A 15,432-nucleotide genomic window follows, 5' to 3' on the forward strand; every position below is an offset into this window, starting at 1 on the left:
GACAATACAGGTGCCTACTACACCTATATTGAGCCAGTACTCACCGAGCACTAGATAGATTTCTCATCAATCCATAATAAACTGTGTTCTCTCAGAATGCATCCCGCGTCTTTTGTACAAGGTGTCGGAGCAGTAATGCTTGCCCCTTTTAAGTACCGACGACCCTGAAAGAAGCCGCTACCGCAGAGCCTGTATTTCAACCCAGGATTTTGTGTATCATTACTCTCTATATACAATTGGATTTAGTGAACTAATTAGGTTATGAGAACGGAATTAAGAGCAAAAATCATCGAGGTTTGTGACAAAAAAATTGCAACTAAAGGTGACAATGTAGGTTTATCTTTCTACGCATTTTTTAAGAATAAAAATGATAATCCCGAATTGCTGATGGAGGCAGCGACATGGTGGATCCAAACTCATAAGCTTGATCATTTCGTTAAGGCTCATACAATTAAAGAAATGGTTAAGCGTGATTTATGAGGCACATTTATAGCAACCGAAAAGCCCACTTTACACCAAGCATGATGCACCCCATACAAAAATGCCAGTCAACTTCACTGACTGGCATTTTTTACAGGAAGACACTAAATAACCCGAATACTGGATAAGCCGAAACTATCGATAACGCTCTTTTTGTGTCTAGCGGCGTTGGATTGTCTAGCAATAACACGTTATTACGTACGATAATCCGCCTTTTGTTATACACAAAAAATTTCGTCTTTGAGTAAGCCATTAAGTAAACTGATGTAAACAAATGACTTTAAGCTATTGAATTATAATGTTAAATTAAATTCGTTCGAACGATACTTTTTATCCAGAACTCAGGTTAAATATTCTGTTAAGCCCCGACATTAATCGCGATTAACAACCGCATTATGGTAAACATGCTGCACATCATCACAGTCTTCTAACATGTCCATAAATTTATCAAACGTTGCCACGTCATCACCACTTACTTCAGATTCGGTTTGTGGAATAAAGGTAATTTCTTCGGCGTCAAATTGTATATCTGGCATCGCATCAGTTAAGGCTGTTCGGGTACTGTTAAATTCAGTGTGAGGGGCGTAAACAGTAATTACACCTTCTTCACTTTCAACTTCTGTCACGTCGACGTCAGCTTCCATTAAAATTTCTAAAATGGCATCTTCATCATCACCGGCAAACGCAAACACGGCTTGGTGATCAAACATATGGCCAACCGTGCCTTCTACGCCTAATTTAGACGACGTTTTGGTAAAGCAGTTACGCACATCGGTAATCGTTCGATTATTGTTATCAGTTAAACAATCCACTATTACCATGCAGCCACCAGGTCCAAAACCTTCATACCTTGCGGGTACATAATCTTCGCCAGCACCACCGGCAGCCTTATCAATAGCTTTTTCGATAACATGACTAGGTACTTGGTCTTTCTTCGCTTTTTCAATTAAACGACGTAAAGACAGGTTGGCTTGGGGATCGGTACCGCCATTCTTAGCCACCACATAAATTTCTTTTCCGTATTTAGAATATACTTTCGTTTTTGCTCCAGCTGTTTTAGCCATAGAGACTTTACGAACTTCAAATTTTCTTCCCATCTATCAATTCTCTTCTAATTCTTGATTAGGCCCACTTGGCTTAGTGTGTTGGATTTTACCGATATTCACGGCAGAGTACAAAAGCAAATATTGTCTATGATATTTATGCTACGTGCTGTGAAGCTAAGTAATCATGAGATTGCATTTCTTTTAAGCGACTCAAGCAACGCCTGAACTCAAAATTTAACTGGCCTTGGGTATACAAATCCTCCATCGCCACTTCTGCTGACATAATCACTTTTACATTTCGCTCGTAAAATTCATCTATCATAGCAATAAACCTGCGAGCTACATCATCAGTAGCCTGTCCCATTTGCTCAACGTTGGCGATAAGCACAGAATGATAAAAGCGACTAATTTCCATATAATCAGTTTGACTTCTTGGGCCATCACACAGCGCTCTAAACTCAAACATCACGACACCATCAGCATTTTGTAACGAGGGTATCAGACGCCCTTCTATTTCAATATTTTGCTTACTTGAGCCCGCATCAGGAGCCAGTTGGCTAAAATACAGCTGTAAGTTGTCATTCGCTTGTTCATCTAATGGATAGTGAAAAATTTCTGCTTGCTCTAAAGTACGTAATCGATAATCCACACCACTGTCTACATTTACTATTCGCGTATTTTGATTGATTAAATCGATTGCAGGCAAAAAACGCGCTCGTTGCAAACCGTTTTTGTATAAGTCATCGGGCACAATATTTGAGGTAGCCACTAATACTATGCCATTAGCGAAAAGCTCTTGCATCAACGTACCTAAAATCATCGCATCGGTAATGTCCGATACAAAAAATTCGTCAAAGCAAATGACCCTAGCTTCTTTAGCAAAAATTTTCGCGATGGTTTTTAAGGGGTCTGACTGACCACCTAGCTTTTTAAGCTCATGATGAACTCTATGCATAAAGCGATGAAAGTGAATGCGCATTTTGTTCTCAAATGGCAAACATTCGTAAAAAGTATCAACTAAATAGGTTTTCCCCCTGCCAACTCCCCCAAAAATAAATCCCTTGAATAGAGGGTTTAGTCATACCTTTACCAAAAGTAGATTGAAGTTTAATTCGCCAAGTTAACTTTTTTTCGGGTTGTGTTAATTCTTCATATAATCGTTGCAGCTCATTAACCGCGTTCTCTTGAGCGGCGTCATACTGAAAATCAGCATCCAGCAAATCGGCTTGGTACTTCTGCCAAGGAGTATGTTTTATCATAGGTTGAATCATTCCTACCATTTATTGTGCAATCCAAACCTAGTGAACTGGCATAAAATTTACACTTGAATACAAATAAAATGACCGCATTGAAAATGCAGGGCGTATAATAACAATAATCGGTAAATATTGCGCTTGTACACTTAAAACAAGTTAGCGAAGTAGTTAAAATTAGGAGATTTTATGGAATGGTTAGTAGGTTTATTATTACTTGTAGTTGGCGTAGTGATTGGCTTCTTTGTTGCAAAATATTTCAATGACGAGGAAAAGCAACGTCAAGACAGTGAGAAAAACGAACAAACAGTGAAAGAACTAATGGCACAGCAAGCTATCCATCACTTGCAAGAAAGTAAGAAAATAGCGCAACAGCTTAGCCAACAATCTGAAGCATTGAATCAACAAATTTTACACTACGAACAAACCGTCATCGCCCAAAAATCGGGGGATGAGAACATGAAGCTAAACTATTTTGGTGAGCATGCTACGACCTATTTACGCAATAAAAGCGAAGATCCTAGCCGAGAAAAAGACAATGCGAACGTCCAACCTTTGGACTTCTCGTCAGAGGCTTCTGGTCTATTTTCAGGTTCAGCAGGTTTTACCGAGAAAGAAAATAAATAAGGAACTTTTTATCGCCCTATATACTCTTTGTGTTGTTTATTAATTTAGTTATTGGAGATAGTAATCGATGAATAAAGTCATCAATCGTTTAGTGGTAGCATGTTGTGTTGTTGCGATTAGCTTGTCATCTCAGGCAGCCATACCATTCTTTTCAACCGACAAAGATGAAATTCCAAGCTTAGCACCAATGCTCGACAAAACGACACCGGGTATTGTTAGCATTTCAGTAGAAGGCACTCAGGTTTCAACCCAGCGCGTGCCCGAAATGTTTAGACATTTTTTTGGTGGTAATAATGAACAAGTACAAGAACGTCCGTTTAAGGGCTTAGGGTCTGGAGTCATTATTGATGCTAAAAAGGGCTACGTGGTGACCAATAATCACGTGGTGGATAATGCGGATGATATTACGGTCAAGTTAACCGATGGTCGAGAATTCAAAGCCAAAAAATTAGGTGCTGATGCGCAAAGTGACATCGCATTGTTGAAAATCGAACCCGACGAATTAACCGCCGTACCATTGGCTGATTCAGATAATTTACGAGTGGGTGACTTTGTTGTGGCAGTAGGCAACCCTTTTGGGATTGGCCAGACAGTTACCTCTGGTATTGTTAGCGCTTTAGGTCGTTCTGGTCTAAACATTGGCGGTTACGAAGACTTTATCCAAACCGATGCAGCTATAAACCGAGGAAACTCAGGTGGCGCACTAGTCAGCTTACGCGGCGAGCTCGTTGGGATAAATACTGCGATATTTGGACCCAACGGTGGTAATGTCGGCATTGGTTTTGCCATTCCTTCCAATATGATGAAAAGTTTAGTCGATCAAATCATAGAATTCGGTGAAGTGCGACGCGGCTTATTAGGCATTACAGGTCAAGATATCGACTCTGGTCTAGCTGAAGCGATGAATTTAGATGTGACTAAAGGCGCATTTGTCAGTGAAGTACAACCAGACTCTGCTGCGGAAAAAGGTGGCATTCAAGCCGGTGACATTATTATTGAAATCAATGGTAAAACTATCATCAGTTTCCAAGAATTAAGAGCGAAGATTGCCAGTAAAGGCGCTGGTAGCGAACTTGAGTTAACTATTTTACGTAAAGGAAAGCGTAAACAGATAGATGTCACCCTAGGTGATGCCACTCAAGCAGTCGTCGCGGCGAAAGAAATCCATCCCGCTTTAGAAGGCGCAGTATTAACCAATGGTAAGACCAAGCAAGGTGATAGCGGCGTGGTAATTTCTGAATTGCAAAGTCGTTCACCTGCCGCTCGAATAGGTTTACAGGACGGTGACGTGATCATAGGTGTTAATCGTAAACCTGTAGATACTGTGATTAAACTGCGAAATGAACTTGAAGATAGCAAAGGTGTTATCGCCCTCAACATTAAGCGAGGCACTGCTTCAATTTATTTAGTTATTCGCTAAACTCCGCTAGCCAAACCGCCTCAAAATGACAGATTTAAAATGCCCATTTTGAGGTGGCATGGGTAAATAATTAGCGACTTGCATGCAGTCCCTTCAAGTCGCTACCAACTATTTGATTTCAGTGTTATTATTCCAGCCATCTGACCTGTAATGACTCAATTGCTTGTGCCAAGACTGTTAATATCTCTACTAAAATCTATAATGATTGGCGTGATCATTTCTTCGATCATTCTACTGCTGGTTCCCGATCTACGTGAAGGTAGTGGACTCCCCTTAGATATTTTTTCTCAAAAAGAAAAGAAAAACAAAAAGTTAAGTTTTAGCAATGCGGTTAATTCAGCAGGTCCAGCTGTGGTTAATGTTTACAGCGAGAGCTTAGATTCCTCAAGTTATTACCGTCGACAACCAGTGCAACGTACCAATCTAGGTTCAGGGGTAATCATGAACATAGAGGGATATATTCTGACTTGTTTACATGTAATCGAAAACGCAGTGACTAGCACAGACAATATCATCACGATTGGTTTGCAAGATGGCCGTTTAGCAGAAGCACAGATTGTTGGATTTGACCCGATAACTGATTTAGCTGTATTAAGCATTTCAGAAGAAAACTTAACTGTGGTGCCGCAACAAAGTGAAAACGTTAATGCTGTTGGCGACGTAGTACTGGCAATTGGCAACCCTTACAATTTAGGACAAACAGTTACTCAAGGCATAGTCAGCCGTATTAGTAATAACGGCTTGAACAACTATTTTGATTACATTCAAACCGATGCGGTACTCAGTGAAGGTAATTCTGGTGGCGCTTTAGTTGATAGCGAAGGCAACTTACTGGGCATTACCAATGCGAATTTTAAAACGCGGGTTAGCAGAAATAGAGTTGAAGCTGCCGAAGGAGTGTCATTTGCTATTCCTTACTCGTTAGCTAAAAAAGTAATGGAACAAATTATTTCAAACGGTAAAGTAACCCGAGGAGCCCTTGGCTTTACTGCCTTAGAGCAACAACCCACAGGTAGTGGCGGCATTTTAGTAACCGCAGTTAGCCAAGGTGGGCCGGCTGAGTTAGGAGGCTTGCAAGTTAAAGATATAGTCGTCAGTGTTGACGGGCATCCTACAACAAGTATTCGTGACACGCTAAATTATATCACCAATATCGCCCCAGGCTCGACCATCACCTTTGACATTATCCGTGGTGGTAAAAAGCGAACTCTTCAAATGATAGTAGGCGAACTAGAGATTTAGTCCACTACCGCTGCTAGGGTAAATTACTCATTTACCCTTTTAATATTCGCACCTAAGCCATTTAGTTTGCGCTCAATATGTTCGTAACCACGATCTAAATGATAAATCCGATCAACTTTAGTTTGCCCTTCTGCCACCAAACCAGCGATAACTAAACTAGCGGATGCACGTAAATCCGTGGCCATAACCTGCGCCCCTTTTAACGTGGACTTGCCATCACATACCGCACTATGACCTTGCAGTGAGATTTCGGCCCCCATTCTCTGCAATTCAGGAACATGCATAAAACGGTTTTCAAAAATGTTTTCGGTAACCACGCCTGTCCCTTGGGCTAGACAATTTAGCGCCACAAATTGCGCTTGCATATCAGTAGGAAAACCGGGGTGAGGAGCTGTTTTAATATTAACACTTTTTAATTCTTGACCGGTCATATCTAGCTCGATCCAGTCATCACCAACCGTTAGTTTGGCCCCCGCTTTAGTAAGTTTATCTAGCACTGCATCTAAGGTGTGAGGGGCCGCATTTTCACAACGAATTTTGCCACCAGTCACCGCTCCAGCGATGAGAAAAGTCCCGGTTTCAATTCTATCAGGCAGCACCTTATAGCGGCATCCAGATAAGGTTTCCACTCCTTGAATAGTGACTTTATCACTACCAGCATTCTGTACCTTTGCGCCCATAGCATTCAAACAGTTCGCCAAGTCAACGATTTCTGGCTCTCGGGCGGCATTTTCTAAAATCGTTTCACCCTCAGCCAAACAAGCAGCCATCATTAGGTTTTCAGTCGCGCCAACACTCACCACGTCCATAAAAATATGCGCGCCTTGTAATCTGCCGTTAACTTTAGCTTGAATGTAACCGCTATCTACGTCGATAATCGCGCCCATTTGCTCCAACCCCTGCAAATGCAAATTCACAGGTCTTGCACCGATTGCGCAGCCTCCTAAGCAAAGAAACCGTAGCTTGACCAAACTTAGCCAATAGCGGGCCTAGTACCAAAATCGAAGCGCGCATGGTTTTTACTAGTTCGTATGAGGCATTAAAGTTATTAATCGAACTAGGATCAATAACAACTGATTGTCCGTCTATGCGCTCTGTTTTAGCCCCTAGCTCACTAAGCAACGCTAAGCTAGTGTGGATATCTCTTAACTCGGGTACATTATCAAAATAGCAAGTTGAGTCAGCCAGAATGCTTGACATTAAAATGGGTAAAGCCGCGTTCTTTGCACCAGAGATAGTCACAGTGCCATGCAGAGGCGCGCAGGCCTCTATAATTAATTTGTCCATTAAAATACTCTATTTAGATAAGAACTGGAGGGAAGCAAATACAGAGAATAACTACTGAGGAAGATTAAATAACTTTTCTCTTTTCCACTGGGTTTCAGTAAAAGTTTTGATAGACACAGCATGCATCACGCCTTCAGCAATTTTTTCGGCTAAAGGTGCATAAACAAACTGCTGCTTTTTCACTCGGCTCATATCTTCAAATTTGTCACTTACCGCTATCACTTGAAAATGCGAACCTTCGCCGCTCACGTGAACCTCGGCTAAGCCTAAGGTTTCTAATAATAACGATTCAATTTGTTGCGTATCCATAGTCAATCCAATGTAGTAAATAACTGCTTATTGTAGCGATAAAAGCGCATCAACGTCGCTAATTTTTGCCAAATTCACCAAAGTTTCAGGAGTACCGACTATTTCTAGCTCTATATTTCGCTGCTGACAGTCTTTTAGTAAGTTAAGCAACCAAGCTAAACCTGTGGTATCTGCATGAACAATACCCGACATATCTAACGTCGCTGATTTACTTGGTGTACTTTGATGAAACTTTATTAGCTCCTGCAGCGGTTGACGACTATTAGGAACCGTATCTCGATTTAAATCGCCTTGCAGTAAAAAATGACCTTCACTTTGCGCAACCACCATTAACTCTTTCACCACTATTTCCTTTTTACTTCGATTCTAAGACAAGCGGTTTGTCAATGGCGCTTTTCATCGAATCAATCACAGCTTGTATACCGTCTTTACGTAAAATAGACTCAAACTCACTTTGCTTACTGGACAGCATACTAATGCCCTCGGCTACCATGTCATAAGTTTTCCATTCATTGGTTCGTTTGTTTTTTCGTAATTTAAACGAGAGGTTAATGTCTGGTCGATTCTGATCTTTAATAATGGCACGTACCGTTATTGCTGTTTCATCATCTAGCTCTTTAGTAGGTTGAAATTCTACTTGCTGATTTTTGTAATAGGACAAAGCACTGGCATAAGTCGTGATTAAATAAGAGCGAAATACCGCGATATATTCTGGAATTCTATCTCTAGGTACTTTTTTGAAGTTATTGCCAAGCACTTTTAATGCAGAGAAATTATAATCAATATGAGGCAATAATTCGTCTTCCATGATGGTGCGTAATAATTCAGGGTTCTTTTCTATTTCAGACCTTTCACTTTTAATTCGTGCAAAAGTCTTATTCGCTACCTGTTGAATCATTTCATATGGATTCGTTTCTTCGGCCTGCACAAAACCAGACGAGAGTAACAAACAGCCACCGGCTAATAATTGAGTGAATCGTTTTAACACTTTACATTCTCCTTACTATCTTAATCGTTTTTGCCAAACAAGAATTGGCCGATTAGATCTTCTAATACCAATGCTGATTTAGTGTCTTCTATGTAGTCACCATCAGCTAAATTTTCAATACCGTCCATAGCAAACCCTGGATTAAAACCAATGTATTGCTCACCTAACAGACCCGAAGTTAAAATGGCGACAGAGCTGGTTTCTGGAAATGTTTTAAACTCTGAAGAGATACTCATAGCCACAACTGGAGTAAAATCTTCGTGATCAAGCGTGATACTATCAACTCGCCCAACGGTGACTCCGCCAACTTTTACTGCTGAGCGCTCTTTTAACCCGCCGATATTGTCAAACTTAGCGAACAATACATAACTTTCACCGGTGTTAGACATACCTTGATTCGCGACTTTTAACGCCAATAGCAAGCCAGCAGCAATAGTTAACACCACAAAAAAACCTACCATCAATTCTGCTTTTCTGGATTTCATTCCCATTTCCTTTACTCAATTCCGAACATTAATGCAGTTAGAATAAAATCTAACCCTAAAACAGCTAACGACGAGAACACCACTGTCTCAGTTGTTGCCTTGCTAATACCTTCTGATGTGGGCACAGAGTCATACCCTTTGAATGTCGCTATCCAGGTGATAACAAACGCAAATACAAAACTCTTAATTACACCATTCATCACGTCTTTATTCCAATCAACAGTTGATTGCATAATCGACCAATAACTTCCCTCATCAACGCCTAACCAATCAACGCCAACTAAGTGTCCACCTAGAATACCAACCGCACTAAAAATCAAGGCCAGCATAGGCATAGAAATAATACCAGCCCATAAGCGAGGTGCGATCACTCTGCGTAACGGGTCTACCGCCATCATTTCTAAACTACTCAGTTGTTCTGTTGCTTTCATCAAACCAATTTCAGCAGTCAGTGCTGAGCCAGCTCTCCCAGCAAACAATAAAGCAGTCACCACGGGCCCTAACTCTCGTAACAAAGAAAGCGCAACCATCGGCCCTAAACTGCCCTCAGCACCATAGCCGACTAAAATAGTGTAGCCTTGCAGCGCCATGACCATGCCAATAAACAAACCTGACACAATGATGATTAACAAAGACTGCACACCAACCACGTGTAGCTGCTTGATAGTCAAGGGAACGAGCTTACTGGGTTGAGGCTTAGCAATAATTGCGCCCCACAACATATAAAAAGCTCGGCCGAAAATAGTAATACGATCTATCGTAGACGCCCCGATTTGGGCTAACCAATTCATAATTCACCGCCTAGAAATGCATTTTTAATATCAGACGCAGGATAATGAAAAGGTACAGGACCATCTGCTTGACCCAATAAAAACTGTTGCACTAATGGTGAATCACTATTACGAATTTCATCAGGCGTGCCACTGCCAATCACTTTACGCTCGGCCAAAATATAAATGTAATCGGCAATAGTCAGAACTTCAGTCACATCGTGCGTCACTACTACACTTGTAAGCTGCAATGCATCATTTAATGCTTTAATCAATTTGACTAACACCCCCATCGAAATAGGGTCTTGGCCGGCAAAAGGTTCGTCATACATAATCAGTTCAGGATCTAGAGCAATAGCTCTGGCCAAGGCTGCGCGTCTTGCCATACCACCAGAGAGTTCAGCTGGCATCAATTGTGCCGCTCCTCTTAGACCTACAGCTTGCAATTTTAACATCACAACTGTATTGATCAGTGTTTCAGATAATTTAGTATGTTCACGTAAAGGAAAGGCCACATTGTCAAATACAGACATGTCAGTAAAAAGTGCGCCACTTTGAAACAACATACTCATTTGCCGACGTACTTCAAACAACCTATGTCGACTCATATTAGGTATGGACTCATCTTTATAACGAATATCACCTTTATCCGGTGTGAGTTGCCCGCCCATAAGTCGGAGCATGGTGGTTTTACCGATCCCACTAGGCCCCATTATGGCCGTGGTTTTACCTTTTTGAATCCGCATTGAAATATCATCGTAGATAATTCGCCCACTGCGGCTAAACGTAAGATTGTCAATTTCAATCAAATTTTCCATTAATAGAGGGGGTTCCGTATCAAAACTATAGTAAAGGTTAAAAATCAACCCGATTTTATGCTGCACATTGTATGCGCTTTCCTTTCAAAAGAACAAAACAAAAAGTAACAAAGTATATTCAATAACTCTTAAGCTGAATGATGGCTTAACGACTGTCTAAAATCTGTAAGAAAATTGTAATTTTTTGAAAAAAACGAAGGAGTACTCAACACCTTCAGCATGCCCCTCTTGTTTTCAACCATAATTGTACTTATATCTGCCAACAAATACGTGTCATCAATAGACCGGTTAAAGAGTAAAAAGTTACAAACATATTTTACAGTTGTTTTTTTTATTCTTTCTTTCGTATGCAACCCGTGAACTTTTTGCGACAATTAGCGATAAGCTCATATGATTATTAGAAGTGGACATTTGTGATATTAGAAGCAGGGTATTTTGTTATCTGGTTAGTTGTTTTAAGTTGGGCGGCTGATAGATTTGTTTTTGGCGCTTCTGTGCTAGCAAGAAACATTGGGGTTTCGCCTATGATAATAGGCTTAACAATTGTCGCAATGGGCTCTTCTGCCCCAGAAATAATGGTCTCCGCGACCGCATCTTTTAATGGCGTTACAGATACAGCCGTTGGTAATGCTTTAGGCTCAAACATAACCAATATTGCACTTGTTTTAGGGATTACCGCTCTACTCAAACCTTTATCCATTGCATCTAGTACTTTGAAAAAAGAAATGCCATTGCTGCTGGCCGTGTCTTTACTGGCCGTTTACTTTCTTTCTGATTTTGAATTGGTTAGATTTGAGGGCATTACGTTGATGGTTTTATTTTTCAGTGTGATTGGTGGTTTAACCTGGATGTCTTTGAACATGGAAAAAGGCGATCCACTACAACCTGAGACAGAAAGCGAAATTCCTGCTGGCGTGGCAACATCCAAAGCCGTGTTTTGGTTAATCGTTGGTATGATCTTATTACCCTTAAGTGCTTATTTCATGGTGGGCTCTGCTGAAACCATTGCTCGTTACTTTGGCTTAAGTGAACTTGTCATAGGGCTTACCATAATTGCAATAGGCACCAGTTTGCCAGAATTAGCAGCAAGTATTGCAGGTGTACTCAAGGGCGAGGATGACCTTGCTTTAGGGAATATTATTGGTTCGAACATTTTTAACATACTCGCCGTGTTGGCTATGCCTTGGCATCATTGCACCTATGGCGCAATTGACGTAAATGCTGCGACCCGCGATAGTTATGTGATGTTAGGCCTCACGGCATTGTTACTGGTCTTTAGCTTTAATTTTAGAGGCAGTCGACGTATCAATCGAGTCGAAGGCTTTTGCCTTATAGCCTGTTTCGTGGGCTACCAATATTTACTGTTTAGATAATGTAAGTCATTTATTATGTTTATTGATTCAGCCTTAAGAGTGTTAGCCATAGAACAACAAGCCATTGAAAACTTAACCCAATATGTGGATGAGTCTTTTGAACAAGCTTGCAAGCTCATGTTGTCCTGCAAAGGTAAAGTCATTGTGTGCGGCATGGGGAAGTCTGGGCACATAGGCAATAAAATTTCAGCGACGCTTGCGAGCACCGGCACGCCAGCTTTTTTCATGCACCCAGCAGAAGCCAACCACGGTGACTTAGGCATGTTGACCGAGCAAGACATTCTACTCGCCATTTCCAATTCCGGAGATACAGCTGAGTTATTAGCCTTAATTCCGGTAGTAAAACGCTTAGGTGTGCCAATCATAGCAATGACCTCAAACGCTAAATCTACTTTAGGTCAATACGCAGACATTAACCTGTGTATCAAAGTGGAAAAAGAAGCCTGTTCTCTAGGTTTAGCTCCCACCTCTAGCACCACAGCCACCTTGGTAATGGGAGATGCGCTTGCGGTGGCGTTATTAGATGAACGAGGGTTTACCTCTGAAGACTTTGCTCTATCTCATCCAGGAGGCTCATTAGGTAAGAAACTACTCTTGTCATTACACGACATTATGGTTAAAGGGGATTGCTTGCCACTAGTTGCACCTGAACAGACGCTGCGCCAAGCTCTGGTTGAAATATCGAAAAAAGCACTCGGCATGACGGGAATAGTTAATACTAATGGCCAGTTATTAGGTATATTTACCGATGGCGACTTACGCAGAGTGCTCGACAACAAAATTGATGTACACCAAACCACGATACAAGCAATTATGACTAGCAACAGCATTACAGCGTCACCAGACATGCTAGCTGCCGAAGTGTTACAACTTATGCAAAAGCACAAGATCAACTCTTTGTTTGTCACCGATGCTAACAACAAGCCTATAGGGGCAATCAACATGCAAATATTACTGCAAGCAGGCATCATCTAATGCCTTCTATCGAGACGCCTTATGGCCCAATCAGTCATGTATTAATGCAGCAACTAAAAGCCGTTAAATTGTTGGCTTGCGACGTAGATGGGGTTTTTTCCGATGGCCGAATTTACATGGGCCAAGACGGCGAAGAACTTAAAGCATTTCATACTAAAGATGGATATGGCATAAAGGCGCTACAGAACATAGGCGTACAAGTCGCCATCATCACTGGACGTAGTTCGAATATGGTCGAAAATCGCATGACAGCTTTAGGGGTGAAGCACATTTTACAAGGCTGTGAAGACAAACAACCGGCTCTCCAAAAGTTACAAGCTAAGCTTGCTATACCTGTAAGTGCAACCGCGGCCATTGGTGATGATATGCCAGATGTAGGCATGTTTAACGCTGCAAATTTAAGTGTTTGTGTACAAGATGGTCATCCATATGTTGCTCAGCATGCTGATTACGTTACCCAAACAAAAGGCGGATTTGGTGCAGTACGAGAATTATGCGATTTAATTTTACTAGCCAACAACCAATTAAAACTCATCCACGGCTCTAGCGTATGAACCGAACAACCATATGTATCGCGCTATTATTTATACTTGCCTTAAGCCTTAGCTTACCGGGTTGGTTGAAAAAAGAACAAGACTTGCCAGTAACACAAACCGAAGAAGCATGGATCCCTAACTACCAAGCTAAGAAAATGCGTAGCACTCTTTACGATAAAACCGGTAATATTAATCATCAAGTATTTGCTGAGTATATGGAAAACTACGATTTACTGGGCTTCACCCTTTTTAAGCGACCAGAGTATTTATTGTATTCTCAAACTCGTCATCCATGGCAAGTAAATGCCCAAGAAGGTACATTGTATGAAGACCAACGCTTACAATTTGAAACCGATGTAGAAATAAAAAGTCTGAATGACGATGGTTATATGCAAATTATACGCACACAATTTGTCGAAATAAACTTGATAGACAAAACCATGACCTCAGATCAGGCTGTAGAAATTGTCGGTCCGAATTATGTCATTAACAGCAACGGTTTTACCGTTAGCCTTGAAACCCAAAGATACGAGTTATTAGATCATGTTAAAACCGTTTACCAGCCATCTCCTCAAAACTAGTTTAGTCCTAGTTTTCTTGAGCTCAGCCTCTAGTTTTGCTGGCAAAGAAGACTTTACTAAAACAATAAAAGTTGCCTCCAATTATCAAGAAGGTGACGGTATCAATAAACAGGCAATATATCGAGGCAATGTACAAATTAGCCAAGGCACCTTAATGGTAAAAGCCGACGAAGTTCAGGTTGACGCCAGTTTAGGTGAAGGCAAAGAAGTCTTCATTGCTAGCGGAAATCCAGCGGAATATTCACAACAACAAGAAGATGGCAGCACAGTTAAAGCAAAAGCCAATCAAATTATGTATAAACGCGCCACGCGTTCATTGTCACTTGATGGTGATGCACTAATCGAGCAAAACTCGAGCAGCGTAAAAGGAAATTCAATATTGTTTAATATGGAGCTTGAACAAATTATCGCTCAAGGTAACAATCAAGAAAGTGGCCGTGTTATCACGATATTCCAACCTGAATCTACTTCTGAAAGTAACGCCGCCAAACAACAGGAATCACAACCTTAATGGCCCAATTAAAAGCCACACATTTAGCTAAATCTTATAAATCTCGGCAAGTTGTACGGGATGTCAGCCTAGAAGTTTCAACTGGACAAATAGTAGGTTTATTGGGTCCAAATGGCGCAGGCAAAACGACCACTTTTTATATGATCGTGGGTCTAGTTCCTCTAGACAAAGGTGAAATTTATATCGATCAACAGGCACTGACGTTAGAGCCGATGCATGTTCGTGCGCGCCAAGGCATTGGTTATTTACCTCAAGAAGCTTCTATATTCCGAAAACTCACGGTTTATCAAAACTTGATGGCGATATTGCAAACGCGCAAGGAACTATCTAAAGAACAAAGAGAGCAACAAGCCGATTCATTACTCGACGAGTTTAATATCAACCATATTCGCAACAGCTTAGGTATGAGTTTGTCTGGTGGTGAACGCCGACGAGTAGAAATTGCTCGCGCTTTAGCAGCTGATCCTGAGTTTATTTTACTAGATGAACCTTTCGCCGGTGTTGACCCTATTTCAGTAAACGACATAAAAAAAATCATTCAACATTTGCGTGATCGAGGAATTGGTGTATTAATTACTGATCATAATGTACGGGAAACGCTAGACGTATGTGAAAAAGCTTACATTGTTAGCCATGGTGAACTGATAGCATCGGGTACTGCCGAAGAAGTTTTAAGTGATCAACGTGTAAGAGATGTATACCTGGGTGAGCAATTCAGGCTATAGTTAGGC

17 protein-coding genes and 2 pseudogenes are annotated in these 15,432 nt (G+C 41.1%); 10 read left to right on the forward strand and 9 right to left on the reverse strand.

The genetic code is table 11. From position 1 onward, the window contains the following. Positions 1-261: 261 nt before the first annotated feature. Positions 262-480, forward strand: a complete 219-nt coding sequence (locus tag RS130_RS01755; RefSeq protein WP_316024522.1) for a DUF6500 family protein — start codon at positions 262-264, stop codon at positions 478-480. A gap of 371 nt (positions 481-851) precedes the next feature. Here the strand turns inward: RS130_RS01755 and RS130_RS01760 are convergent, their stop codons facing one another. After that, positions 852-1,577 carry a YebC/PmpR family DNA-binding transcriptional regulator gene (locus RS130_RS01760; RefSeq protein ID WP_316024523.1) on the reverse strand — a complete coding sequence of 242 codons (726 nt, stop codon included), beginning with the start codon at positions 1,575-1,577 and terminating at the stop codon, positions 852-854. 103 nt (positions 1,578-1,680) lie between these two features. After that, positions 1,681-2,785 (reverse strand): annotated as a pseudogene (gene zapE / locus RS130_RS01765) (cell division protein ZapE). Positions 2,786-2,968: 183 nt separating this feature from the next. On the opposite strand from zapE, the gene RS130_RS01770 reads away from it, so the two are divergent. From RS130_RS01770 to RS130_RS01780, 3 genes are all read left to right on the forward strand, one after another. Then, complete coding sequence (locus RS130_RS01770) at positions 2,969-3,406, forward strand: ZapG family protein (protein WP_316024524.1); 438 nt, start codon at positions 2,969-2,971, stop codon at positions 3,404-3,406. Positions 3,407-3,473: 67 nt separating this feature from the next. Then, the gene (locus RS130_RS01775; protein WP_316024525.1) at positions 3,474-4,826 is read left to right on the forward strand and encodes a DegQ family serine endoprotease; all 1,353 of its coding nucleotides are present in this window, start codon (positions 3,474-3,476) and stop codon (positions 4,824-4,826) included. Positions 4,827-4,976: 150 nt separating this feature from the next. Next, positions 4,977-6,068, forward strand: a complete 1,092-nt coding sequence (locus RS130_RS01780; protein ID WP_316024526.1) for a trypsin-like peptidase domain-containing protein — start codon at positions 4,977-4,979, stop codon at positions 6,066-6,068. Positions 6,069-6,091: 23 nt separating this feature from the next. Here RS130_RS01780 and murA read toward each other — a convergent pair. The 7 genes and pseudogenes from murA to RS130_RS01815 all read right to left on the reverse strand — a co-directional run bounded on the left by murA (position 6,092) and on the right by RS130_RS01815 (position 10,725). Next, positions 6,092-7,355 (reverse strand): annotated as a pseudogene (murA, locus tag RS130_RS01785) (UDP-N-acetylglucosamine 1-carboxyvinyltransferase). Between the two features lie 51 nt (positions 7,356-7,406). Then, positions 7,407-7,664: a BolA family protein gene (locus tag RS130_RS01790; RefSeq protein WP_316024527.1), complete on the reverse strand. Its 258-nt coding sequence runs from the start codon at positions 7,662-7,664 to the stop codon at positions 7,407-7,409. A gap of 27 nt (positions 7,665-7,691) precedes the next feature. Further along, positions 7,692-8,006, reverse strand: coding sequence for an STAS domain-containing protein (locus RS130_RS01795; protein WP_316024528.1), 315 nt, complete (start codon positions 8,004-8,006; stop codon positions 7,692-7,694). Between the two features lie 13 nt (positions 8,007-8,019). Next, positions 8,020-8,652 carry an MlaC/ttg2D family ABC transporter substrate-binding protein gene (locus tag RS130_RS01800; RefSeq protein WP_316024529.1) on the reverse strand — a complete coding sequence of 211 codons (633 nt, stop codon included), beginning with the start codon at positions 8,650-8,652 and terminating at the stop codon, positions 8,020-8,022. A gap of 20 nt (positions 8,653-8,672) precedes the next feature. Next, positions 8,673-9,137 (reverse strand): outer membrane lipid asymmetry maintenance protein MlaD, encoded by a 465-nt coding sequence (gene mlaD, locus RS130_RS01805; protein WP_316024530.1) that lies wholly within the window; start codon positions 9,135-9,137, stop codon positions 8,673-8,675. A gap of 11 nt (positions 9,138-9,148) precedes the next feature. Beyond that, entirely contained in the window at positions 9,149-9,928 is a 780-nt protein-coding gene (mlaE, locus tag RS130_RS01810; RefSeq protein ID WP_316024531.1) for a lipid asymmetry maintenance ABC transporter permease subunit MlaE, read from the reverse strand. Beyond that, positions 9,925-10,725 (reverse strand): ATP-binding cassette domain-containing protein, encoded by an 801-nt coding sequence (locus tag RS130_RS01815; RefSeq protein WP_316024532.1) that lies wholly within the window; start codon positions 10,723-10,725, stop codon positions 9,925-9,927. The genes mlaE and RS130_RS01815 overlap by 4 nt, the downstream gene beginning before the upstream one ends. A 413-nt stretch (positions 10,726-11,138) precedes the next feature. Between RS130_RS01815 and RS130_RS01820 the strand changes: the two genes are divergently transcribed. Genes RS130_RS01820 through lptB form a run of 6 tightly spaced genes read left to right on the forward strand, consistent with a single transcriptional unit; the run spans position 11,139 to position 15,426 of the window. Next, the gene (locus RS130_RS01820; protein WP_316024533.1) at positions 11,139-12,098 is read left to right on the forward strand and encodes a calcium/sodium antiporter; all 960 of its coding nucleotides are present in this window, start codon (positions 11,139-11,141) and stop codon (positions 12,096-12,098) included. Between the two features lie 15 nt (positions 12,099-12,113). Next, entirely contained in the window at positions 12,114-13,073 is a 960-nt protein-coding gene (locus tag RS130_RS01825; RefSeq protein WP_316024534.1) for a KpsF/GutQ family sugar-phosphate isomerase, read from the forward strand. Beyond that, positions 13,073-13,627, forward strand: a complete 555-nt coding sequence (gene kdsC, locus RS130_RS01830) for a 3-deoxy-manno-octulosonate-8-phosphatase KdsC (RefSeq protein WP_316024535.1) — start codon at positions 13,073-13,075, stop codon at positions 13,625-13,627. The genes RS130_RS01825 and kdsC overlap by 1 nt, the downstream gene beginning before the upstream one ends. Further along, positions 13,624-14,190 (forward strand): LPS export ABC transporter periplasmic protein LptC, encoded by a 567-nt coding sequence (lptC, locus tag RS130_RS01835; protein WP_316024536.1) that lies wholly within the window; start codon positions 13,624-13,626, stop codon positions 14,188-14,190. Before kdsC ends, lptC begins: the two co-directional genes overlap by 4 nt. Next, positions 14,153-14,701, forward strand: coding sequence for a lipopolysaccharide transport periplasmic protein LptA (gene lptA, locus RS130_RS01840; protein WP_316024537.1), 549 nt, complete (start codon positions 14,153-14,155; stop codon positions 14,699-14,701). The genes lptC and lptA overlap by 38 nt, the downstream gene beginning before the upstream one ends. Continuing rightward, positions 14,701-15,426 carry an LPS export ABC transporter ATP-binding protein gene (gene lptB, locus RS130_RS01845; protein WP_316024538.1) on the forward strand — a complete coding sequence of 242 codons (726 nt, stop codon included), beginning with the start codon at positions 14,701-14,703 and terminating at the stop codon, positions 15,424-15,426. Before lptA ends, lptB begins: the two co-directional genes overlap by 1 nt. The last annotated feature ends 6 nt before the right edge of the window (positions 15,427-15,432 follow it).

This window comes from Paraglaciecola aquimarina, assembly GCF_032464635.1.
GTDB lineage: Bacteria > Pseudomonadota > Gammaproteobacteria > Enterobacterales > Alteromonadaceae > Paraglaciecola > Paraglaciecola aquimarina.

What these genes read in the sequence shown, in the direction of transcription:
- RS130_RS01755 (WP_316024522.1), top strand. Translation starts at nt 262, where the DNA reads ATGAGAACGGAATTAAGAGCAAAAATCATCGAGGTTTGTGACAAAAAA.
- RS130_RS01760 (WP_316024523.1), bottom strand. Translation starts at nt 1,577, where the DNA reads ATGGGAAGAAAATTTGAAGTTCGTAAAGTCTCTATGGCTAAAACAGCT.
- RS130_RS01770 (WP_316024524.1), top strand. Translation starts at nt 2,969, where the DNA reads ATGGAATGGTTAGTAGGTTTATTATTACTTGTAGTTGGCGTAGTGATT.
- RS130_RS01775 (WP_316024525.1), top strand. Translation starts at nt 3,474, where the DNA reads ATGAATAAAGTCATCAATCGTTTAGTGGTAGCATGTTGTGTTGTTGCG.
- RS130_RS01780 (WP_316024526.1), top strand. Translation starts at nt 4,977, where the DNA reads ATGACTCAATTGCTTGTGCCAAGACTGTTAATATCTCTACTAAAATCT.
- RS130_RS01790 (WP_316024527.1), bottom strand. Translation starts at nt 7,664, where the DNA reads ATGGATACGCAACAAATTGAATCGTTATTATTAGAAACCTTAGGCTTA.
- mlaD (WP_316024530.1), bottom strand. Translation starts at nt 9,137, where the DNA reads ATGAAATCCAGAAAAGCAGAATTGATGGTAGGTTTTTTTGTGGTGTTA.
- mlaE (WP_316024531.1), bottom strand. Translation starts at nt 9,928, where the DNA reads ATGAATTGGTTAGCCCAAATCGGGGCGTCTACGATAGATCGTATTACT.
- RS130_RS01815 (WP_316024532.1), bottom strand. Translation starts at nt 10,725, where the DNA reads ATGGAAAATTTGATTGAAATTGACAATCTTACGTTTAGCCGCAGTGGG.
- RS130_RS01825 (WP_316024534.1), top strand. Translation starts at nt 12,114, where the DNA reads ATGTTTATTGATTCAGCCTTAAGAGTGTTAGCCATAGAACAACAAGCC.
- kdsC (WP_316024535.1), top strand. Translation starts at nt 13,073, where the DNA reads ATGCCTTCTATCGAGACGCCTTATGGCCCAATCAGTCATGTATTAATG.
- lptC (WP_316024536.1), top strand. Translation starts at nt 13,624, where the DNA reads ATGAACCGAACAACCATATGTATCGCGCTATTATTTATACTTGCCTTA.
- lptA (WP_316024537.1), top strand. Translation starts at nt 14,153, where the DNA reads ATGTTAAAACCGTTTACCAGCCATCTCCTCAAAACTAGTTTAGTCCTA.
- lptB (WP_316024538.1), top strand. Translation starts at nt 14,701, where the DNA reads ATGGCCCAATTAAAAGCCACACATTTAGCTAAATCTTATAAATCTCGG.